At 31.9% G+C, this 23,400-nt stretch carries 22 protein-coding genes and 1 riboswitch; of the genes, 12 read left to right on the top strand and 10 right to left on the bottom strand.

Translation table 11 applies throughout. The features are described from left to right. Window positions 1-188 precede the first annotated feature (188 nt). Window positions 189-848, top strand: a complete 660-nt coding sequence (locus GQS07_RS12610; protein WP_158211135.1) for a response regulator transcription factor — start codon at window positions 189-191, stop codon at window positions 846-848. Window positions 849-975: 127 nt separating this feature from the next. Beyond that, on the top strand, window positions 976-3,333 hold the full coding sequence (locus GQS07_RS12605; protein ID WP_158211134.1) for a glycoside hydrolase family 3 N-terminal domain-containing protein: 2,358 nt from the start codon (window positions 976-978) through the stop codon (window positions 3,331-3,333). 379 nt (window positions 3,334-3,712) lie between these two features. Here the strand turns inward: GQS07_RS12605 and GQS07_RS12600 are convergent, their stop codons facing one another. From GQS07_RS12600 to GQS07_RS12560, 9 genes are all read right to left on the bottom strand, one after another. Beyond that, on the bottom strand, window positions 3,713-4,585 hold the full coding sequence (locus GQS07_RS12600; protein ID WP_262885458.1) for an IS3 family transposase: 873 nt from the start codon (window positions 4,583-4,585) through the stop codon (window positions 3,713-3,715). A 32-nt stretch (window positions 4,586-4,617) separates the two neighbouring features. Further along, window positions 4,618-5,163, bottom strand: a complete 546-nt coding sequence (locus tag GQS07_RS12595; protein ID WP_158209529.1) for an IS630 transposase-related protein — start codon at window positions 5,161-5,163, stop codon at window positions 4,618-4,620. 57 nt (window positions 5,164-5,220) lie between these two features. After that, entirely contained in the window at window positions 5,221-5,787 is a 567-nt protein-coding gene (locus GQS07_RS12590; RefSeq protein WP_158211133.1) for a hypothetical protein, read from the bottom strand. Window positions 5,788-5,845: 58 nt separating this feature from the next. Beyond that, window positions 5,846-5,941, bottom strand: a riboswitch (SAM-I-IV-variant riboswitch). Between the two features lie 189 nt (window positions 5,942-6,130). Next, window positions 6,131-6,547, bottom strand: coding sequence for an HPP family protein (locus tag GQS07_RS12585; RefSeq protein WP_158211132.1), 417 nt, complete (start codon window positions 6,545-6,547; stop codon window positions 6,131-6,133). Window positions 6,548-6,876: 329 nt separating this feature from the next. Further along, window positions 6,877-8,472 (bottom strand): DASS family sodium-coupled anion symporter, encoded by a 1,596-nt coding sequence (locus GQS07_RS12580; protein WP_158211131.1) that lies wholly within the window; start codon window positions 8,470-8,472, stop codon window positions 6,877-6,879. 91 nt (window positions 8,473-8,563) lie between these two features. Next, window positions 8,564-9,031 carry a CYTH domain-containing protein gene (locus GQS07_RS12575; protein WP_158211130.1) on the bottom strand — a complete coding sequence of 156 codons (468 nt, stop codon included), beginning with the start codon at window positions 9,029-9,031 and terminating at the stop codon, window positions 8,564-8,566. 4 nt (window positions 9,032-9,035) lie between these two features. Continuing rightward, window positions 9,036-9,680, bottom strand: coding sequence for a hypothetical protein (locus GQS07_RS12570; protein WP_158211129.1), 645 nt, complete (start codon window positions 9,678-9,680; stop codon window positions 9,036-9,038). A 2-nt stretch (window positions 9,681-9,682) separates the two neighbouring features. Then, complete coding sequence (locus GQS07_RS12565) at window positions 9,683-10,501, bottom strand: lamin tail domain-containing protein (RefSeq protein WP_158211128.1); 819 nt, start codon at window positions 10,499-10,501, stop codon at window positions 9,683-9,685. A 13-nt stretch (window positions 10,502-10,514) separates the two neighbouring features. Beyond that, window positions 10,515-11,897, bottom strand: a complete 1,383-nt coding sequence (locus GQS07_RS12560; protein ID WP_158211127.1) for an OprO/OprP family phosphate-selective porin — start codon at window positions 11,895-11,897, stop codon at window positions 10,515-10,517. A gap of 466 nt (window positions 11,898-12,363) precedes the next feature. On the opposite strand from GQS07_RS12560, the gene GQS07_RS12555 reads away from it, so the two are divergent. The 10 genes from GQS07_RS12555 (at window position 12,364) to GQS07_RS12510 (ending at window position 21,109) form a co-directional block, all read left to right on the top strand. Then, the gene (locus GQS07_RS12555; protein ID WP_158211126.1) at window positions 12,364-13,005 is read left to right on the top strand and encodes a retropepsin-like aspartic protease; all 642 of its coding nucleotides are present in this window, start codon (window positions 12,364-12,366) and stop codon (window positions 13,003-13,005) included. A gap of 47 nt (window positions 13,006-13,052) precedes the next feature. Further along, complete coding sequence (locus tag GQS07_RS12550) at window positions 13,053-13,571, top strand: PDZ domain-containing protein (RefSeq protein WP_158211125.1); 519 nt, start codon at window positions 13,053-13,055, stop codon at window positions 13,569-13,571. Between the two features lie 298 nt (window positions 13,572-13,869). Further along, the gene (locus GQS07_RS12545; protein WP_158211124.1) at window positions 13,870-14,283 is read left to right on the top strand and encodes a hypothetical protein; all 414 of its coding nucleotides are present in this window, start codon (window positions 13,870-13,872) and stop codon (window positions 14,281-14,283) included. Between the two features lie 353 nt (window positions 14,284-14,636). Continuing rightward, window positions 14,637-14,861, top strand: a complete 225-nt coding sequence (locus GQS07_RS12540) for a hypothetical protein (RefSeq protein WP_158211123.1) — start codon at window positions 14,637-14,639, stop codon at window positions 14,859-14,861. Between the two features lie 469 nt (window positions 14,862-15,330). Next, a complete protein-coding gene (locus GQS07_RS12535) occupies window positions 15,331-16,236 on the top strand; it encodes a helix-turn-helix transcriptional regulator (protein ID WP_158211122.1) in 906 nt (301 codons plus the stop codon). A gap of 50 nt (window positions 16,237-16,286) precedes the next feature. After that, entirely contained in the window at window positions 16,287-16,508 is a 222-nt protein-coding gene (locus GQS07_RS12530; RefSeq protein ID WP_090408076.1) for a DUF6140 family protein, read from the top strand. Window positions 16,509-16,530: 22 nt separating this feature from the next. Next, window positions 16,531-17,127 carry a uracil-DNA glycosylase family protein gene (locus GQS07_RS12525; RefSeq protein WP_158211121.1) on the top strand — a complete coding sequence of 199 codons (597 nt, stop codon included), beginning with the start codon at window positions 16,531-16,533 and terminating at the stop codon, window positions 17,125-17,127. 86 nt (window positions 17,128-17,213) lie between these two features. Further along, on the top strand, window positions 17,214-19,382 hold the full coding sequence (locus GQS07_RS12520) for a hypothetical protein (RefSeq protein ID WP_158211120.1): 2,169 nt from the start codon (window positions 17,214-17,216) through the stop codon (window positions 19,380-19,382). A 1-nt stretch (window position 19,383) separates the two neighbouring features. After that, entirely contained in the window at window positions 19,384-19,959 is a 576-nt protein-coding gene (locus tag GQS07_RS12515; protein WP_158211119.1) for a DUF4112 domain-containing protein, read from the top strand. 304 nt (window positions 19,960-20,263) lie between these two features. Next, the gene (locus GQS07_RS12510) at window positions 20,264-21,109 is read left to right on the top strand and encodes an HPP family protein (RefSeq protein WP_233269280.1); all 846 of its coding nucleotides are present in this window, start codon (window positions 20,264-20,266) and stop codon (window positions 21,107-21,109) included. A gap of 188 nt (window positions 21,110-21,297) precedes the next feature. On the opposite strand, the gene GQS07_RS12505 is transcribed toward GQS07_RS12510, so the two are convergent. Continuing rightward, a complete protein-coding gene (locus tag GQS07_RS12505) occupies window positions 21,298-23,382 on the bottom strand; it encodes an alkaline phosphatase family protein (protein ID WP_158211117.1) in 2,085 nt (694 codons plus the stop codon). Window positions 23,383-23,400 lie beyond the last annotated feature (18 nt).

The following is a 23,400-nucleotide window of genomic DNA, read 5'->3' as shown; positions in this document are numbered from 1 at the left end:
GGTAGCAGTAAAACTAACGCAATTTTAGGCAGTAGTCAAATTGTTTGTGCTAATTGATTCATAACAAGTTTGAGGAGGTTGTTTAGAAGTGATAGTTAATCTGCAATCCACAAGTAAGTTGTATGGTTTGTGTAACTGTTAAATGTCATTTTATTTCAGTATATTTATGTATATAAAGTGCTATAAATATGATAGTTGGAATCACAGAAGATTACAAGAATTTGGCAGAAGATATCACGGATATATCTTCTTGGCAAGAACCCGTTCAGGTTGTATTTGAAGGGCGTTGTCCTAACAAATTGTTGGCAGATTTACAAAAGACGCCTGTTGATGTGCTATTTGCAAGTCATCATTTAATCTACTATCTAAATGTTCCGTTTTATGGAACATTAAAAGATTTGTTTCCTGATATACGCATTGTTATTTTCGACCTATTTGATAATGAAAAGAGCAAAGGGAATTGTCAGTTTCCGATTGAACCAAAGTTGTATGAACGGACTAAAAAAATGCTGTCACTTACAGCTAAAGAAATATATATAGGTCCGCATATTGTGTTTGTTGATGAACACGATCCCAACGGGTTTCTTAGAAAATTGAAGTTGTATTATCAAGGACTTTATGAGTTTAACGATGTTGTTTATATTTCACTTCGAGAGAAATATATTATTAAATTAACCGCGAGAGAGTTGGCTGCAAAAGAAATTGCGGATGAACTAAACATCAGTTTACGCACTGTTGAGGTGCACAAAAGAAATTTGATGGAACGCACAAACTCTAAAAACTTCATTGGGGTTATTCTTTATGCTCTCACGAATCGAGTGATGACATTGGAAGAGATATATGGTTAGTATGTAGTGATTTAAGAATACGTGAAAATACGTATTGAAATCATTTACGAAATGGAATAGGTTTGCCTCACATATTACAAATGTGTTTTAAAGTTGAATTTTATAGTCATCAACCAAATAAAAACCTATGAAAAAACTAACCTATTTACTTGCTTTCTTTGTGCTATATGGTACACAGGAAATAAGTGCTCAAAAAACAAAAGATGTTAAGTTACCACAGCAAGCAGTTTTATACACGGATGCTGAAATTGATCAATTATTATTAAAGTTAACAGATGAAGAAAAGGTTGCTTTAATCATTGGTAGGGGAATGGATAATGTGGGTAACCTTGGGGTTATCGATGGTAGAGTTCCTGGTGCAGGTGGACAAACACATAATGTGGATCGCCTTGGAATTCCAGACATTATTGTGTGTGATGGTCCTTCTGGAATCCGTATTAATCCTACGAGGGAAGGGATATCAAGAACATTTTATACAACAGCTTTCCCTTCAGAAACTGTTTTAGGTTCTACTTGGAGTAAAGAACTTGCACGCGAAATCGGAAAAGCTTTAGGTACAGAAGCTAAAGAGTATGGAATTGATGTGTTGTTAGCTCCTGGAGTTAATATTCATCGTAACCCACTTGGAGGCCGTAACTTCGAATACCTTTCTGAAGATCCTGTTTTAGCTGGTGTAATGGCAATGAACTTAATCAACGCTGTTCAAGAATTGGGAATCGGGACTTCACTTAAACATTATGCAGCCAATAATGCGGAGAGAAATCGCCTTTTCAGTAATTCATTAGTTAGTGAACGTGCTTTGAGAGAGTTGTATTTAAGACCATTTGAAATTGCTGTTAGAGGTGCTCAACCTTGGACAATTATGACTTCTTATAACAAATTGAATAATGTTTATACAAGTGAAAGAAGAGATTTGAATTACCAACTACTTCGTGAAGAATGGGGTTTTAAAGGATTGGTAATGACAGATTGGTACTCTGGTTTCTCAAGTGTTGAAATTATCCGTGCTGGTAATGAGTCAAATGATGTATCTGCACAAATTCGCTCAGGAAACGATATGATTATGCCAGGTTCTAAAATTCAGTTAGAGGCAGCTTTGAAAGATGTAAAGTCGGGAAAACTTTCTAAAAAAGACTTGGATTTTGCAGTGAAAAATGCTTTGCGTTTGGTGGCTAAGTCGCCAACGCCATTGAAATATGCTTATAGCGATAATCCAGATTTGAAAGCACACGCAGCTGTGTCTCGTAAAATTGCAGCTGAAGGAACAGTGATGCTTAAAAATGCAAACGCACTTCCACTTGCGGCAACGACACGTATAGCTACATTTGGAGTTGGGTCGTATCACTTGGTTGTTGGAGGTACTGGTAGTAGTGAGGTTACAACGTCTTATAATGTACCTGTGTATAAAGGGTTACAGAATGCGTCATTCACCTTGTACAAACCATTGCTTGAAAAGTATGTTGGTTATGTTCAAGAAGAAGAGAAAAAGGATATTGCACGTAGAGCTAAGTTGAACAAATTAGCACCGTTAGGAGTGATTGGACAGTTGAATTTAACAGATGCAGAGTTGGCTATGGCTGCTGCAAATACAGATGTAGCGATATTAACTTTTGGAAGAAATTCTGCTGAAGAGCAAGACTTGAATGTTGAAACCGAGTATAATTTGACGAAAGAAGAGGAGTCAATGCTAACTCGTATTTCAAATGCTTTTAGAAAGGAAGGTAAAAAAGTAATTGTAGTATTGAACGTAGGAAGTGTGATGAATACGTCTTGGAGTGATAAAGCAGATGCTATATTAGTTACTTGGTTTGCAGGTGCTGAAGGTGGTAATGCGTTAGCTGATATTGTTAGCGGTAAGGTAAATCCTTCTGCAAAAACAACAGCTACTTTTCCAAAAGCGTATGCTGATGTGCCTTCTGTAGATAGTTTCTTTGCTTCAGAATCTTCTGATTATCGTGATATTAGATACACGGAGGGAATCTATGTTGGATACCGTTATTACGACACCTTTAATGTTGAAACTGCCTATCCGTTTGGATTTGGATTGTCATATACAACTTTTGATTATACTGGTCTGACACTGAATAAACAAGAGTTTAAAGATGATATCAAAGTTTCTGTGAAGGTTACAAATACAGGGAAAGTTGCTGGTAAAGAAGCAGTACAACTATATGTGAGTGCACCGAAAGGAACTATTGACAAACCTGTGAAGGTATTAGTTGATTTTGGTAAGACAAAGTTGTTAGAGCCAGGACAGTCTGAAGTTTTACACTTGACAATAGGAGCTAAAGAAATTGCATCGTTTCACACAGATAAAAGTCAGTGGATAGCAGATGCTGGAACATATAAAGTATTAGTTGGTAAGTCAAGTCAAGACATTGTTTTACAAGCTGCGTTTACAATGAAGAAGCCTTTATTGGTGGAACAGGTTAAACCTGCTTTTGTAGAAAAACTTGATTTTAAAGATTTAACAAGCAGTAAGTAAGATTGTTGGGGGGACAATTTTATTTAAGAGAAGAGGGAGCTATATAGCTCCCTCTTTTTGTTTTTATAATATAGGTGTGTTTTGGATAATTTTGATATCTCTAATAGCTAAGACATTTGTACTACGCAACATAGAAAATAAGTGTTTTCAACATAAGTGCAACCGTCGTTAATAGTAATTGAACTATTGACAACCAAATATTTCAACATTTAAAAGCTTTATTGGTTTTGCAAATGAGTTTAGTACATCCAAGAGATCATACACACATTACGCTATTGCTATCCATAGTAAATACCTAAAATATGTCTCGTCCTACTATAGCTGTACAGCTATAGTTGATAATCCTGTTTTGTACTGTACAGTTATTTCAGTAATCCTATTACTGCTGTACAAGTTCTTTTTTCTCTGTTTTATTCTTGTAATAATTCTTCCATCTTTTAGGAAGCACCCCTGTTTTTAGGTGCGCTTGATTAGGAGTTAATCTATCACAACTATCGTGAGGTCTAATTTGATTATAAGCTTCTATGCTATTACCTATTTTTTCCTTAGTTTTTTGATACCCTAAACTTGAGTAGTTTAGATTAAACTCTCCTTTAATTATACCATTTACTCGCTCTGCTACTGCGTTATCTCTTGGCTCTCCACTTTGTGTAGTACTTATTGATATATCGTTATCTATTAATAACTGAGTGTAAGTAGCGCTACAGTATTGGCATCCTCTATCAGAATGATGAATAAGTTTTTCTGTATACATTCTATTTTTTAACGCCATTGTTAAGGCTTTCAAACACCCTTTTGTAGTCAAATCTAGATTAAAACTATATCCCATTATTTTATGTGAATAAGCATCTGTGATTAAACTCAGATATCCCCAAGCATTATTTAGTCGTATATATGTAATATCACTTACCCAAAATTGCTCTGGTCTAATAACCTTTACACCATTATACAAGTCCAAATATTGACCTCTCCATGCTCTAGAATCTGTTGTGTATGCTTTTCGTTTGCGCTGCCTAATCAACATTTTTTGACTATCTAATAAATCAAATAAATAATCTCTGCCTATGCTTATCTTATGTGTAGCTAAGCGTTCTTGGAGCATATACTGAAGTTTTCGAGTACCTACCTTAGGAAGGCTGGTTCTGATTTTCAATACTTCTTGTAAGATGATATCATCTTTTATTGATTGCCGCTCATATTTATTAATTGACTGATAATAAGCACTTCGTGTTTTCCCAAACAGTTTACATATTTTGTCTATTCCCTTGGTAGGATATAAGAGTTTTACTTCTTCAACTGCTTGGAACCAGACTTTTTTCTAATATCAATATCCAATTTTTTTTCTGCTACATCAATCAAAGTATTTAATGCTACTATCTTAAATTGTGCTTCAGCTAAAGCCTTTTTTAAAGCTTTTACTTCTAAAGATTCTAAATTGGTTGTTTTTTCTTCCATAAGAATTGGAATGTTAATTTCTTTACAAAGATCTTTGTTTTTGTTGTAATTAACTAATAACCAATTTGTTATTGTACTTTTACTTTCGATTCCATACGTTATACAAGCTTCTTTTATAGTCATTTTGTGTTCTGTAATACTATGAACTACTTGACGTTTTAAGCTTTCTGAATAAATTTTATTCCTGCGTGTTTGATCAAATTCTATACTTCCATATTTCTTAATCCACCGACTCACCGTTGGTTGTCTTAAATCATACTTGAGAGTAACTGAACTTTGGGTAGCGCCATTTTCTATTTCTTGAATTACTTTTTCAATAAATTTTAAGTGATAACGTTCTGTCTTTTTTTGTCTTGTTTGATTACTATTTTCCATTTTTAACTGTTTTAAAACTGTACAGTTATTTCAGGACGGGTCAATAGGGATGTAGGATTATACAACTTCAAAAGTTCCAAACCTTCTATAACCTACCTTTCGATTGTAAATAACCTTTGTTCTATTCTTTACAAATGGTTCAACCTCAGAAGGGTTAGGGTATGTTTTTCCATTCAATGTCATATATACAAACACCTGATTAGGCTTTAAATCAGCTAATTGTTGAGGTGTGATAACAGTTATATTTGCATCTGACATAAGTGTTTGCTCCCTAATATAGTCAAACGTTACAAGCTCCATTTCCTGTAATAAAGGGTGTTTTTTTAGGAATTCCATTGCTGGATATAAGGTGCTTTTGTAAAAATAACCTACTTGAGATGGTCTTTGAATATTCTTTTCAAAAATAGTCTTGTTGTGGATAACAAGCTGTCCATCTGTTTTAAAGATAGGGGTAGTATCAGGCGTACTCTCGTAGTTTGTAATGATACAAGAGTAGTCAAGTTCCCGTCTTTTAAATTCGGCGAGTAGCTCAAGATCAGTAAATACCGACGAAGCTTTAATGTTGATAAATAGGTTGTCTGATAGATGAGACCACGTTGTCTCTGTGAAATGATAATTGCTCATAATACAATATTTTATGTTATTAAATAAACTATTGTACTTCGATAAAAATAGAGGAAAATGTGTACGTTAATTTTGGACAGTCATCCCGTATTATTTGACCACCGTGGAGTCTACTCTCGGTTGGTATCACTTAATGTGATTCGAAATACAGGGCAAATGTATAATCAAAACCAATTGAAAACAAGTGTTTTGCAAAATATTTTTTTACGATGTTTTTTATTGAAGGGTAAAACAAGTATTAAAAGATAATGTGTATGTGAGGATATATCATAAAAAAATCCTCGTCGGGGTGACGAGGATTTCTATTAATGAATCGGTATATTAATAAAGGGGATTATTAATCTTAGTATTGAGCGATTAGATAATTAATTAAATCAGTAGTTGTTACAATTCCCTCTAATTTATTGTCTTTTCCTACAATAGGAAGTGAGTGGAAATGTTGCTCAGCAAATAACTCAGCTACTTCTTTAATATTTGTATCATCGCTTACAACGATTGGATTTTTTGTCATGATGTCTTCTAATTTGTAAGCATCATAGATAGCATTTAGTGCATCTTTATCCATATCGGTATGGCTATATCCTATTTTCAAAATATCTTTGCTACTAATAATACCAACGATTTTTTCACCTTCTACAACAGGAATGTGTCTAATGTTGTAATCTGCGAATAATTGGTTTACTTCGCTTAGTTTTTTCGTTGTAGGAACAGCGATTAAAACTTTAGCCATAATTTGAGAAATTGGAACTCTTTGTTTCATAGTGTTTATTATTGGTTATTATGTTTTTGTACTACAAAGGTGCACGTATTATATTGTTGAAAACATGATAAATAGCATATTTTGGTTAAAAAGATTATTGTAATTTACATCTTTAAAAATTCAAAAGTAAAATTGAATTTTGTAATTTGTCATCGTTAAATATAAAAGCATTTCGTTGTAGAAATGCTTTTTTTTATAGTACTTCTTATTATTATTTCTAATTGTTAATTCTCACAATAAGAGATGTTTCTATACGTTGTTTGTACATATGTACAATTGCTCAGGTTGTTTGTATAAATTTTTTTCAATTCATCTATGAGAAAAATGTTTTATAAAAAGAATAAACCTTCTGTATATCCTAACCATTTAAGTACTGTTTCTCCCCACAGTAAAATCATAGCCCAAGAGATACATATCATTGTAAATCCAAATTTAAATGTATCACTCCAGCTATATTGGTTGGTAGTATATAATAATGCGGCAGGTTTGCTGTTAAATGGAAGTACATAAACATGTTCAATTAATAAAGCTACGGGAAATGCTAAACTTAATATAGGGTAATTAAATTTTTGAGCTACACCAATCGCAATAGGAACAAATATAAGAGCTCGCATTGTTTTTGATTGAAATATTATAGCACTAAATAGCATTAATCCTGTTAAGATTATATACAATATGTAAAAAGGTGTTTTTTGATCTATTCTGAAGTAATTAAATATAACTTCAACTAATGTATTTGGTAAACCAGTAGCATCAAGACCGGCGCCTAATGTATAAGCACCAGCAGAAAACAACATCAAATGCCAAGGGATATCTACATCATTCCATTTAACTACTCCAATTCGTGGAAATAGGGCTATAACGGCTCCTATAAAGGCTACTGCTGTTTGATTTATTCCATGTTGCTTGTCTGTAGCCCACATTAATAATACACCTAAGAAAATAGCAATAGCTTTGTACTCTTCTATACTTATTTTTCCGAGTGATTTATATTCTTTTTGTAATTTCTGTAGTCCACCTTCAATTTGTGGTTTATTTTCACCTTCTTTTAAAGGGAATATTATTTTAGTCCCTATAAACCAGGCAATTATAATTAAAATGATAGCTAATGGGAAAGCTGCAATAAACCAATCTTGATAACTGAATAAATCCCATCCCATTGCTCCAGCAATGAGGGAAGCAGCTAATAAATTGGCTCCCGATCCAGTCAAAAAACCAGAGGCACCTATGTTAATCTGAAATAAGTTTTGTAATACTAAATTTCGACCAAAGTTATTTCTATTCTCTCCACCTGTCGCTCCATAAATAGCTGCGATTACCATAAAAATTGGTAATAAAATTGTTGCTTTAGCAGTAGTAGCAGATATAAAGGCAGACAAAACAATATTTATAACTATAAAGCTTAAAACAACATAAAAAGCATTTTTACCAAATTTGATAACAAACCATAAAGCAAACCGTTTTGCTACTTTTGTTTTTACAAGCATACTTGCTAAAACAAAAGATAAAATATTTAACCACATTACAGGATGACCAAGTTGTGCATATGCTACTTTATCTGTTGTTACTTGTGTTAATACCATACCTAAAATTAACAACAAAGAGGTTAAATAGTTTGGAATTGCTTCAGTTATCCAAAGTATTATTGCTGAGATAAAAATTGCGAGCATTGCATAATTTATTTTGATGAATTGGTTGTGACCAATTACGTCATAACGACTAGATGCTCCTTTAGCAAGTGTGGTTTTGTCAATTGAGTTTAAGAAGTCAAAATTAGAAAAATAGTATATAATAATAAAAGTTACTAACGCCAGAGGAATACCTAATTTGGCCATTATTTTTTCGACTTTACTTTTTTCCATTTTAGGTAATTTCTCTATAGAGTAATTACTCATATCTAATAAGTCTTGACTGTTTTTTGTCATAAAATAGAAGTGTAATTGTTTAAAACAAAAGAGGAATCTTCTAAAGAGCAAAACTCAAGAAGATTCCAGTTAAAGTTGTTCAATATGCTTTTTACCAAGTATTAAAAGGATGGTGCATTAGCATAGAATTATAATATTTAAGTTGTCCAGTGACTTCTTCTCCTAACCAATTAGGTTTGGGAAATTTTTCACCAATTTTGCTTACTTCTATTTCTGCGACAATGAGTCCTTGGTTCGAACCGTGAAATTCATCAATTTCATAAATGAATCCATCGATCTTAGCGATATGTCTTGTTTTATCAATTATTCCTGGTTCACAAATTTTGAGTAGACTTTTAGCTTCCTGTAATAATATTTCTTTTTCCCATTCAAAACGACTTATACCTGTTTTATCTCCAATTCCTTTGATTGTTAAAAATGCTTGTTCTCCTTTGATTCTCACTCTAACAGTTCGTTCCGGGACAGAAGATAAGTATCCTTGAACTATATGAATACTATGTGTTACATCTTGAAAGAAAGAATCTTTTACTAAAAATTTATGTTCTATTTCTTGTGCCATAATATTAATTTGAGAAAGGTTTGTCTATCATTCCAATTACACGTTTGATAGCTTGTAAATAGTTTATATTTTCGATATTATTAAGACCTATTTCAGAAATTGTTTTTTTAATTTCTTTTATATCAGTAGATTCGATATTTATAGAGATAAGTTTTGCTCCATTAATTAAAATATTAGCAACTTCACAAATTGTATTATTTACCATATAGCCAAAACGTTGTTTATGAACTTTTACAATAGCTAAATCAGGATGATCTTTAATTAACAATATGAACTCATTATAAGTATATGTTTGTTTTGTTAATGAAGGAAACTCTACCATAAAAGCAGGAATAATTTCTTGTTCTAATATTTCTTTTGATAAAGGGAATACGCTTTTTATTAAGGGATTCCATTGTTCAAGACCGTCAACAGTTTTTATGTGTGTTTTAATGTCTATTTTTCCATCTCTAATTTTTGTGTTATTAATGTTGTTTTTTTTAGACATAATATAGATTTCATCACTTTCACGTTCCCAAATTGCTTCTGGAACTGGGATTGATAAACGGGCCATTCGTTTGTGTTGGATTAAAAAATCTTGACCAAAAGATCTAAATTCGAATCTTGGTTTAGATACTTTTCCTATTTCTGTTTGTTTACTTTGCGTCATAATTAATTTTGAGGTATATTTTCTCCAGTTTTAGGGTTTTTATTTCCAATAGTAGGAATAGCTAATTTCCATTCTCCTTCACCATTTGGGCAGATTTGATATGAGTAGGGAGCAGTATCACTAAGTTTGGCTCCGAGATTATCATCTGTTCCTCTTAAAAAGGTTCCGATATTATTGCCATTAGGAGATTTAAATTCAATTTTTAATGCTTGTTTTGATGAGATTCCACTTGTTCCAGAAAGGTTTTGATTATCCGGATTATTTTGAATAATTACAATGTACTGACCAGGCTCAATTATTCCGCTTTCTGTAGTTCCTTTCCACCATTCACTGCTATTGTTTTTTAATAATGTGAATCCTTCTAAAGAGAATGATTCTTTTCCTTTGTTGAATAGTTCAATTGATTTACTGTTTCCATCAATTTCATTCATAACTATTTGACTATAATCAATAAGTTGGTCTGTTACTGTGTATTTCTGAGTTTTTGAAGTTGTTAAAAAACCATTTTTATTTGTAACCGAAATTGTAAACTGAACTTGAGTATTGTTTTCTTGAGATGGAATTAGAGCAGAGTATAAATTATTATCTACTAAATGCATAGTAATTGTTTCAGATTTATCAATGGTTTTATAATCCAACTTTACCATTTGTATTCCTATAAGATCAGTAATAAGAGCAGTTATTTTTACTTTATCTTTTGATGTAATATTATTAGGCTCAATCAATATATTTTCAATGTGTGCAGGACCTTTAAACATTTCATCTTTTACACAAGAAGCTATTCCTAAACTAAAAAGTAAAATAAATAATATTTTTTTCATAATTTATGTATAATTAAAAAGTTAATTCAATTCTAAAAGAAAGCATACTGTAATCTACTCCTGCTTTATTTTTTCCTTCTACAACTTTCGAAGGATCTTTTACTGCTTGACCATTAGTATCATGACCAACTAATAATTTTCCTTTACCATTTGCATATCTATCGTTGTTATTATATTGGTAGTTAAGCATAAACTTAACATTGTTATTGACATAATAATTTAAACCGATTGAGTAAGCTTCTCCCGATCCTCCATATATATCCCTACTGTTTAAATCTAAATAATCATACCTTAAGGCAAGTTCAATATCTCCCCAATCTCTCCCTCTCTTAACTTGATTAAATTTACCACCTGTATAATCATAGTGTTGTTGGCCTCCAAATAGTAAGTAACTCACTTGTGTGTAACTACCCAGGAAATGTTTAGTTTGTTTGTTTTCTTTTTCAGGTGCTGAATCTTTTATGTGAGTATCATTTTGAATAAATGCAGACTCGAATCTAAAACCTTTATAAAAACCTGCTAATTCAAAAGTGTATAATAAATCATAATTTACATTATTTATTACACCTGTATCAATATACTTTTTACGGTTGATTGAAGTTGAGTTCCTTGTACTAAAGCGTGATCCTCCAAATTTAGCAGGATCAACATCTGTTTTAGGTGTACGATATGATATTCCAGCACCAATATGTAGAGCCATATCGTCGTGTTTATGTAAAGGTTGAAAAGCTATTTTACCTGTATAAGACATTCCTTGATTACGTCCATAATCTTTATTATTAGTTTCAACAAAGTCAGCTTTTTCAGCATCTTCAATTTCTTGAAAGAAAATTCCTCCAGATGCGTATAACCAATCTTTTTGATATTTAGCATTAATACCTAAATGTCTTGATGGAGCGAGAGCTTGAGCAGCCATAGGTCTTTCCATAAATTGTTGATATCTTGAGGATGTATTTCTTGCAATTGAAAAGTTTTCTTTAAAGTTACCTATTTGCAACTCTGTATTTGAAAAACCATCATATCGGATAATTGCGTCTTTTAATTCTAAGCGACCATCAGCAAAGTTTAAATCGATTTCTCCATACCAATCTTGTGTTATGTTTGCTTTAATAGCTGTTCTTGCTCGTCTAATTCGTGCACCATTTCCAATAGGATCATAATCTTTTTCTACTCCCCAAAAGGAAGCACCATCAACATGTACTCTTAAGTCTAACCAAAGTTTATACTTTTCATCTTTAGATTCAAAAACTAATATTCCATTACGAGCTTCTGCAGAAAGTGATTGTCTTTCAACTTGTAAACCATATTGATTATATCGTAAAGAATCGTTCTTAGTTTGTGAGAAGCTTAATGTGCTTAGAGCAAAAGCAGATACTAAGTAGAGTGTTTTTTTCATAATTTTTCATTTTAATTTAAAATCCATACAAAGGATATTTTATTTTTATTAACATAAAATTACGTAATAATTAATTGTTTAGTTTTTGTTTTTTTATAATGTAATATGTTTTTTTTGTAATATTTATAGGGGTAATTAGGTGTATTAAATGTTTATTGGTACTATCTATATGTGGAAATTTAGTTTAATTCAATTAAATTTAATTTTAGTTTAAATAATTTATTTTTAATTTTTTATTTGTTTTTTTATGTTAAATAATTGATGTATAGCTGGTTTTTAACGTAGTATTATTCTGTATAGTCTTTTTGTTAATTTCTGTTTAATTTAAATTTCTGTTAATTTTCAAAAATGTTTTTTTTATTATATAAATAATTATAAAATGATTGTTTATAATAGGTGCTGATAATGTTACGTTGTTTGTGTAAACTACCTGTTTCTCTATCTAAATATTTGTAAAAAAGTTTGTATGAATAAAATCAAAATATGGGTGTTTGGAATATTCCTTAGTGGACTTTCATTAACTATGCACGCTCAGAATATCAATAAACTAATAAACAATACGACAGTTGACCAAAAGGACTTTAAAATAACCTTCCCCATTGAAGTAAAAGGTGCTTCTATATTCGTAAAGCCTCTTATACAAGGGAAGGAGTATAAAATGTTATTTGACACAGGAGCAGTAACCACAATTTCTTCTGATATGAAAGAGAGCTTACGCCTTAAACCAATAAAAGAACGTAAGGTGTATGATATAGATGATAAGAGCAATAAGATGATGTATGTCAAAATAGATACGCTTTCTTTAGAAGGGATCAATTTTTATAATGTAGCAGCGATAGAACTGGACCATAAAGCTGTGGCTGCGTTTAAGTGTAAAGAGTTTGATGGTATTTTAGGTGCCAATGTTTTGAGAAAAGTAGTCTGGCAAATAGATATGATAGCAAAAACCATCACGTTTTCAAATGCTCTTAATTCTCTGACAATTTCCCCTAATACGCCTAAAACTAAGCTATATATAGGCGTTGGAGGTGTGCCGAGTATAACAACATATATCGGGAAAGAGAAAGTGTATAATACAGTCTTAGATTACGGATTTGATGGGGGATAAGTATGAATAGTAGTTTGTTTATTAAACTACTCAAAAGTAAAGAGGATGTGAAATATATAGAAGGAACGGGTAGTACGCTAACTGGTTTATATGGAGATGTAATTGTTCCTAAATATTACACTGCAGTGATAGATGATTTTAGTATAGGTAATTTTGCAGTGCCTAAAGATTACGTTTTCTTCAACACTAATTATTCAAGAAGTATAGGTGCTTCTTTTTTGAAAAACTATAAGGTAACCTTGAGTTGGAAAGAAAAGACTATATGGTTTGAGCCTATGGAGGCGGAAAATAAAGAAGCTTATAAAGGTTTTGGATATCGTTATGCTTTAAGGGGAGAAAATGTCTATATCAACTCTATTTACGCAGATAGTGAAGCTGCAGCTAAAGGATTACAGATTGGAGATCAAATTGTAGCGATAAATGGGGTAGGTTATACTAATTTAAACAGTGAAGAGCAGTGTAAAGTTTTATATTCTGAAAGAGGAGATACACAAGATATTACAATTAAAAGGGGGGAGGTTATTATAACTAAAAAACTTGAAATGAGAGAAATGTTAACTCTGTGATAAAGGTTAAGTCATTGTTAGTAATAGAAAATATACTGTGAATTGTTTTGTAAGAGGAATGCCTTTGCGAAAAATAGCTGAACTACTAATTACTAAATATTGCTTGTATCCTTTGTAAAATAAGGGAAAATGTCATATCTTAGAGTATGAAGTTTTCTTCATTATAGTTTATTATTAGTAAAAAACTATAAAAGCAAAAATAAATATAAACATCTATCACAAACTGTCGAAAAAGTGTAATAATACGAATTATTTTAACTTTTTTAGGTGGGGATACAAAACAAGTTTGAGATAAAACATGAAACAAATTATTAAAAACATCTACAAAAGTTTACTTACTTATTATTACTACAATAAATATGAAAACAATTTAGAGAGGTCAAGAGGAAAAGCATATGAACTAACGCGTATTATCTGTTTTTTAGCAGTGACTATTCCTACTTGCTTATTCTTGGTTTTTGGTTATGATAGTTATCAGGAATTCCTTCAAAATAAAGGATTAATGTTTAAACTATTTCAATATATCTTAGGTATGTTATTGTTCTTTTTAGGCACACGATTTTTTAGAAAGAAAATGGAGGTTGACTTTGATAGTATAACTGTAGGAGGGTGTGATGAATCTAAGTCAGTAATTAAGTGTTTGACTTTTGGAGGCTTGGGATTTATTGCGTTAAATGTCACTCTTGTACTTGTTGTACAATACCTATTATAAATAGGAATAAAATAGCGTATAATCTGAATCGTTTTTATATAAAATAATTTATGAATGGATTATAAAGTATAATCCTATTCAGAAGCGATCTCCCCTTGATTTGAGCTGTATTTATCAATTTTAAGTAAAACATCTACTTTATAAGAAGAAAAAAAATGAAAGAGATTAAAATAAGTTGCTAAAAAGGAGTCTGAATAGCAATGTTTGGTGTGTTTTTTAGTTGTAATTTATTGATTTTTAATTGTTTGAAAATTTTTTAAAAAACCTAAAAAAAAGTAGATAAAAAATATTTCGATATTAAAAAAGTTATATATTTGCCCCGAATTAATAATCAACTTTTATAGTTTAGTAAAATGAAAAAAATCGTATTAAGTATTGCTTTAGTAGCAATGATGGGAGTATCTTTCGTATCTTGTAAAGAAACTGCAACAGAACCAACTCAAGAAGAAGTAACTACAGAAACTGTTGCTGAAGAAGCTCCAGTAACTGAAGAAGTTGCTACTGAAGAAGTAACTGAAGAAGTTGCTGCTGAAGAAACTCCAGCTACAGAAGAAGTAAAAGCAGAAGAAGTTAAGTAATTAGCGCTCTGTTATATAAAATAAACCTCGTTTTTAAAACGGGGTTTTTTTATGTCCTGTTTTTTTAGTTTGAATATAAAATCGAGAAAAGCTAATTGTAAACAGATTGCAATTTATTTAATTGCTTATACCTTTCTATACGTGCATTTTGCACATTTTTCTTAATATATTTTATTGATTATAAGTGAATATCAAAGCGAGATACATCTTTGTAGATTTACTTTGTGCCTATCTCATAGCTTTTATATCTGGCATACAAGTAATTTAATTATCAACTTGCTTAATTCTTTTATTCATAAATGTGATAGATAGTATTTCACTTTTCTATAGTAATGATAGTTTCGATATTTCCCCTCAGAAAAACAGGCGTTTTACCCAATATTTCTTCAATTAACAATACTGTTGTTTTAACTTTAATACGTCATCATTTGGCTGAATGACAAGTTAATTTTGACAAAAATTATTAAATATGGCAAAAGGGGAATACGCTAAACGACAAATGCTTATTGTGGAGCTATTAAGAAAAAAAGAGTGCACATTAAAAGAGATTCAAGAATACTTGATAAATAAAAGCACCTTTTTTGATAAGAATTTAGAAATAAGTTCACGTACCTTTCAACGTGATGTAAAAGACATTTTATCGCTTATGGGAATAGAAATTCTCTATGATAGAAAGGAGAAAGTGTACAAAATCAGTGAGGAGCATAAAGAGGAGTATATTGAACGTGTAATAGAATCATACGATACAATTACAGCCTTAAAAGTTGGTGAAACCTTAGGTGAACATATTTATTTTGAAAAGCGAAAGACAAGAGGAACTGAACATTTTAGTGGAATACTTCACGCTATTCAGAATAAGTTAGTTGTTACTTTTACTTTAGATAGTTATTGGAAAGATCCTTCAGAACGTAGATGTGTTCCAAAAGCAATTAAAGAGTCGCAAAATCGCTATTATATGATAGCGTATGATCTGGATAAGAAGGAACTACGCAATTACGGATTAGATAGGGTTAGTAATTTAGTTATAACTACTCAGACAGCAGTAAGTCCCGTGATAAATATAAAAAAGCATTATGAAAGTGCCTTTGGTATTGAGTGTTATGATGCCCCTCAAAAAGTAGTATTAGAAATAGATCAGAGTCAACGTAAGTATGTGGAATCTTTGCCCTTTCATCATTCACAGAAAATTACCTCTACAAGTGATTATACATTTACGGTTGAATTATTTGTACATCCCACAACTGACTTTGTTATGGAAATAATGAGACATGGCAGTAATATTGAAATTATTTCACCTCCTGTTTTAAGAGATTGGGTAATAGATACTATCAAAGAAATGTGCGAATTGTATGAATTGTCTTTAACTACGTCGTAGTTTGGCTGAGTGTCAGGGTATTTTTGTCTTATCAATTAAAAGCAACACCAATGTCAAAAGTATTTAAAGTAACTCCTAAGCGAGTAAAGAGAACAAATGGAACTCTTTTAACACCAGAAATGTCAGTTGTAGTTACAACTGTTCAGCACACTTCTTCTCCGTTCTATAATGGAGCAAAAGAATTGCAACAAGCCTATGTACGTTTATATGATTTTGATTATAAACAAGCTTATTGTACAATGGCGGATTTTGATGTAGAAAAATTAGATTAACGACTTATAAAATTAAACAAAAATGGCAAAATTAGTTTTCAAACCTTGGGTAGGTAAACACTATACTAAAGGCATTAATGGAAAACGTGTCTTAGTATTAGGAGAAAGTCACTATTGTGATGATCCAAAAGATGCAGTGCTTACTATGACATTAGATATTATTAGAGATCTGTTTGATGATGATAGTGAACATGAACCATATAAAAACACGTATACAAAATTTGAAAGAGCTTTAAAAGGAAGAGTTGTTCCTTTTGAAGAAAAACAAGAATTGTGGAATTCAGTGGCATTTTACAATTATGTACAACATCCGATAGATGAAGCACGTAAAGCACCAACAGCAGAGGAGTTTAGAACTTCAGAGCCTTTATTCTTTGAAACATTAGAAGAGCTACAACCGGACTGCGCTATTGTATGGGGCAAAAGGTTGTACGGACAATTGCCAAACACTGGTGAGCAACAAGCAGATGTTGTTTTGGACAATGGGGATAAAATTGAAACATGGGGATACAAACTTTCAAATGGGAAAGTAGTTAAGTTATTACCAATTTATCATCCTTCAGCTGCATTTGAATGGACTTATTGGCATCAGGCTATAGATAAGTTGATTAAAGAGTAATTGAAATGTAACTGTATCATTTTAAATATAAATAAGCCTTATAAGTCCCCATTCTTTACTTAAAAACATATTAAACCACCTTACTAATGAATAATAATCAGATTTACGATAAAATATACGAAATAGCTAAGAGCTTAAGTAGTAAATCAACAACATTTACGCGTTCTGACCTATCTTATGAATTGAAGAGTTTAGGCGTTAAGAATGATTCTTTTGATGTAAACACCTTAGTGTGGGATACTTATTTACACTTTAACAAAGATATTCGTGTTAAGAAGGCCTTTGTCAATAATGAACAAAATAACACAATTATTGATGAACATAAGTTATATATCCAATTACAAGAAGGTGATTCGCAAGCGGTTTTTGCAGTAATGCAAGATAGTATAGACAATATTCAACGCAGTGTTTACTTGTTAGAACAACAATTCGGAGTTGATATTAATGCTTTTGTAGCAGAAAAGGGTACTGCAATGATAGCGAGGATTGTAGGTACAAGTGGAACAATGAAAGTTCAACAAGAAGCCTCTGCATTGTTTAACAATTACAACATAATGATTAACAATTATGAAGAATCTAAAGACTCAATAATTGAATTAATAGAAGACTTTTTAGTTCTGAGAGAAAATGTCTTGGCTATTTATCGCGAGTATTCACAAGCATTAATAGATGTATTTGGTGACTCAATTAAGTTGATTGCTCCAGAGTTGTTTGACTTTAATCACATTAAGTGGTTAGATACAAAAGGAATGCTTGAATCGGTTTCTTTAGAATATGATAAACTTGCTACTTCATGTGGGGTTTTAGTAGGAGAAATAGGGGAAGGGTTTAAAAATTCATTAAACACAGCAGCAAAGTATTCAAAAGTTAGTAAAAATGGAAAAGTAGCTTTAGGATTAGCCGTAGTTGGTATGCTTACACATTATGTTGAAGCAGAACAGAAAACAACAATGATGAAACAAGAATTGTTGAAATTAAAGGGCAAAATTAAAGAAGATGTTACAACTGTAAAAGCTGATATGGGACGCTTAATGGAAATTTATAAGACTTTAAATGAGTTGTATATTCCTAAAGCACAAGTTTTTTATGGTTCAAGTAGAGAAGTGTTATCTCAAGAATTAAAAGGTTTGATTACATCTATCTATAATACACCAGAGTTACAAGCTTTAAAAGCTGAACGCGATCAAGTTTTAAAAGAGTATAACTTGTTAGGTAATAGGATATTAGATGAGAACAGAAGTATCGAATATTACAAGTCTAATATTCAGGAGCTTAAGCAGCTTTTAGTTGATGGAAAAGATGAGTATGAGATGGTACTTCAAGTTAAGCCTCAAAAGCCAATGATGCTTGTAAATGCTTTGTCATTTGGAGCTAAAAACAAGACATATAACAGAGAATTGTACGATTGGAGTATAAAAGGAGCGCCTGTAATAAGTGCTTATGAAGAAGCTAAGGTTAGTTTAAAATTAGATATGGAGGAGTTGTCTGGACAACAAGAAAATTTTAAAGTAGATACAGCGAATTATAATCAATTGAAAGGTAAGTTAGATCGTGTAAATCGAGTAATTGCGGATAAACTGGAAGTATCAGATGATGTAAAAATAAAGGTAGGAAGTCAATTAGGACCTTACATTAGTTTATTGCGAATTGCCAAAGACATTGTTAATAGTAAATTAGATCAGAGATTGGTAAATACGATTAGTATTAACAAACATGAGGAAATAAAGTTGCCTGCTGAGATAGAACAAAATGTAAATAATTTTATTCAGGCAATGCGTCAAAACTTAGTTGTCAATGATTTTGTCTCAAAAGAAGTTACAGAAGAGTTTTTTGGGGCTACGTTTATGAAAGAAGAAGACCAGAAAAAAATAGATAAAGAAAAACTCGATAAAAATTCTGTGTATGGAGAACAAGATTTAAAGCTAATGATTAATTCTCAAAATAAAGCATTACAAGCAGGTATCGGGTATTTTGAAAGTTGGCTGCAATTACAGAATGAAGTAAAGTTGTCTGTTGAAGCAAGTAGATATTATGATCAACAAATGGAGCAAATGGAAGAGGAGTTTAGAAAAAATATAGCTTCAATTGACAATAAAGCAGAATTATTACGTGCGATTATATCGAGAATAAATACAGCAGGAAGTCCTGAAACACTAAAAGAAGGAATGTTGATGTTAGCTGAAATTAGTGGCGATAAGTTGAGCAAAAATGATGTAATTCAGTTATTAAGAGGAGACAAAATTATAGAGATTTAAGATGCAAAGTAGTAGAAGAGTTCAAGCACAAGAGTCGTTGGGAATTGCTAATGTGCAACAAGTTAGACAAGATCAGACAGCAATAGAACAGGAAATCAAGAGGAAGGAAGCTAAGATTAATAAAAAAATAGCGATTGAACAATCTCAATCCTATAGACAGTTGAAAAGAATAGCAACTATAATGGACAAGTATTTTTTAGATCCATTATTAGGTTTTATTCCAGGGATAGGAGATATAGCAACTCCAATTATATCAGTACCTTTTGTCTATGTAAGTTTGTTTAAAGTAAAATCTATATCTCTTACATTGGCAGTAATTTATAATTCATTAAGAGATATGCTTTTAGGGATGATTCCATTCTTTATAGGTGATTTTATCGATGTATTACATAGATGCCATTTGCAAAATTTAAAATTAATTGTTGGCTTTGTAGAAGATGACAAAGAAATTATTAAAGAAGTAAATCAAAAGGCAATTAAAAGTGCTATAGGTATTGTCATTTTGATAGGATTAATTTATTTAATGTTTAAAATGGTAGCTTCTATTGTAAGTTGGTTTAGCGGATTATTTGGATAAGATGTTAAGTATAATTAATAACTTTTAACGTTAAGAAAGGACTGTCATTTTCGATAGTCCTTTTTTTGTGTAAAAGTTTTGTCTGTATATATTAAAATAAAAGTTATGAGTTGTATGTATTAGAAATGATGAAGTTTCATATTTTAAAAGTTGATGTGTGAAGGGAATGAGTATTAGAGAAGTATTTCTAACTTAGAATTAACATAACTGAATAGCGTTTTTGGTAATTTTACATCAAAATAAATCAATGCCTTTATCATCGTTTCATTCAAAACTTCCAATAGTACACTATACAATAGCTTTTATGTTTATTATCGCAATGATAATAACAGCATTTCTTTTAGAAGATAAAGAAATAATATTACCTGAAATTGCAGCAATGACTATTGCTTTATGGGTATATCGTGAAAAAGCGTGGATGCGTCACCCTGAGAAAATATTCATTATGCCATCTATAACAGCCGTCTTAGGTTTTGCTGTAAATATGCTAACTGTGCCTTATATAGCAAAATTGGCAATTATATTATTGTTGATGGTTATTTTTATGAGATTAGTACGTTATAGTTTCCCGCCAGCTTTAGCAACGGGTTTTCTTGCAATAGTCACTAATGCTCACGAAATGTCATTTCTCTATGCGATATTCTTTTTAACCTTTGTGCTAATGCTTGGTGTTTATCTATTTAAGTTAAATGAAGGGGTAGAGCGAGAAGGGGCTTTTGATACGCGTAAATTGTTAGCTTATTTTTCAATAACAAGTATATGGCTATTATTGAGTTTCGTATTAGGAATAGAGCAAATGGCGTTAATTCCACCAATAACAGTGGTAATGTTTGAGTCTTTAAATATGAAAAAGTACTCATTCAAAATTGCAATTAAGCAGACTATAATTTTAACACTATCTATAAGTATTGCTGTTCTATTGACTTTATATATTACAAATTGGGTAGTGTTGATATTGTTTTTTTTGGTGTTGATGAATATCTTATTACGAATTTTTCAAATGAAAATTCCTGCTGTTTATGCATTTCCATTGTTGATTTATGTTTTTCCTGCAGAGAGAGTATTGCAATTACCATTTGCTGCTTTGTTAGTTTCTGTTTTCTCTTTTGGGATGGTATTGATTTATAGAAAAATGTTACAAGTTGTATAAGTATGATTAGTAATCAGTTAGTTGGGGTTTTTAGTTGTGTTGGGAATTTATTTATTATATGAAGTTATGCTTGTTTCATTTTTAGTAAGGTTATAGAGTTTTTAGAATAGGTAATCATTTTTAAATAATACAAAAAAACCGGCTCACAGTAGGTAAACTGCAAACCGGTTATATAAACAAATATTAACTTAAAACTTATTATAAGCACTCTTCTCAAGTTGTTTCGCAGTAAACTGATAAAACGAAACTGCCTCATCGACATACTTTTGATTCAACTTCGGACTCTTAACCAGCGGAATAATCGGATTGTTAATTGCCCCAGGGGTAAACACAAACTGGTTCACATTTCTGTTAGCACTCAATATCGTAAGCGTATTATCTCTAATATACCCCAAATCTTGGTAAGTAGCAATAAAAGCACGCGGAATATAATCTTCTGCCAATACATTCGTACCAAAGAACTTAGACTCATAACTAAAGTTAAGCAAACCAAGTAGCGTAGGCATCACGTCAATCTGCGACATCACCTTATCAAACTGTTGTGCAGGCACCCCATTTGGTGCGTATATCATAGCCGGAATGCGGTATTTATCAAGCGGTAACTGTGTTTTACCAGCACTTGATGCACAGTGGTCTGCCATAATAACAAACACCGTATTCTCAAACCACGGTTGCTTAGCCGCCATTTTGAAGAACTGTCCAATAGCATAATCTGTATAACGAACCCCTTTATCACGACCACTCGACAAGTCAGACACATCTAATACTCCCTCCGGATACGTAAATGGGCGGTGGTTACTCACCGTCATAATCTGATTAAAGAAAGGCTTCCCAGTAGCGTGTTCCTCATTCATCACCGTAATCGCCTTGTTAAACATATCCTCATCACAAACACCCCAGATGTTTTCAAACGTAATCTCCTCTGGCTTAAAAGCCGACTTATCCACAATAGCATATCCATTACAGCCATAGTAGTCGCGCATATTATCAAAATACGCATCCCCACCATACAAGTACTTCGTTTCATATCCGTTTTTAGCAAACACAGAACCCGTTGTAAACTTGTCCTTATTGTCCACGCGTTTCACCACACTCTCACCAGGTGAAGGCGGAATACACATAGTCATAGCCTCCAAACCACGCACTGTTCTATTACCCGTTGCATACACATTAGTGAAAAACAAACTCTTTGTAGCTAAACTATCCAAGAAAGGCGTCAACTTTTTGTCATTACCATAAAACGACAAGAAATCCGCACTATAACTCTCGATACTAATCAGCACCACATTTTTCTTTTGCATAGTAGAGTCGCCTTTAATCTCTCGCAACAAAGACTCCCCACCAGTATAAGAAGGGTAAAACTGCTTCATATTCTTCACCACAGTATCCTCAGGCACCGTGTTGTAAAACTGAAAATAGTCTAACACACTATTCGTAAACGCACTGTAAAATTTATACACCCCGTTACTTGCCAACTCAGAAGTAAAGATATTATCCTTTTGTTGCTGTTTCATTATCCAAGGTGTTGCCCATAAAGCCAAAGCTACCGCGGCAATATAAATACCACTATATTTTATTTTTTGTGACAACGTAGCAATGTTGATCACGCTGTCATTTGTTTTTCTGTAAATGAAATACGTACACAAAACCGTAACCAATCCAACTCCCGCAAACAGAGGAACCACAGGATACGACTCCATAATATTTCCAATTACCTCATTGGTGTACACTAAATAGTCCACTGCAATAAAGTTAAAACGCACACCAAATTCGTTCCAGAAAAAGAACTCGCTCACGGAGTTTTGCACTAAAATCAGTACAAACAAGAAAATAACAAAAGCGTAGTTTACTTTTCTAATTGCTGTTCTCTGTTGAGGTAAAAACAAGCAAAGACCAAACATCACAGTCTTTATCGACAAGAAAATAATTCCAATCTCCGGTAGCACACCACCGTATTCATTCAAAATTGTCTTGCCAAACGTTACCCACGCCCAAAGCCCTACAAGCAGAGCAAAGAGGATATAACCAAACGGTTTTTTGTATTTATCATTCGACAAAAAGATAAAATACAACCAAAAAATCAGGTAAGCGATTATAAAAATCGTCATATCTCTAATTGCACCAATCACAAAAATAGACATCAATTCGCCCACGCTAAAAGATGACGAAGTAATTGGGTGAACAATTAAAACAATTCTCAATACAAAATTAATCAGCAAGTATAAGCCAATCAAGTATTTAAAAGGTTTGTAAAACGAAGCGTTTTTCAACATAGTTATAAAAATGGTAAA

The sequence above is a fragment of the Myroides phaeus genome (assembly GCF_009799805.1).
GTDB lineage: Bacteria > Bacteroidota > Bacteroidia > Flavobacteriales > Flavobacteriaceae > Flavobacterium > Flavobacterium phaeum_A.
The sequence above is the reverse complement of the archived record's forward strand: the minus strand, read 5'-3'. Positions and strand labels throughout refer to the sequence as shown.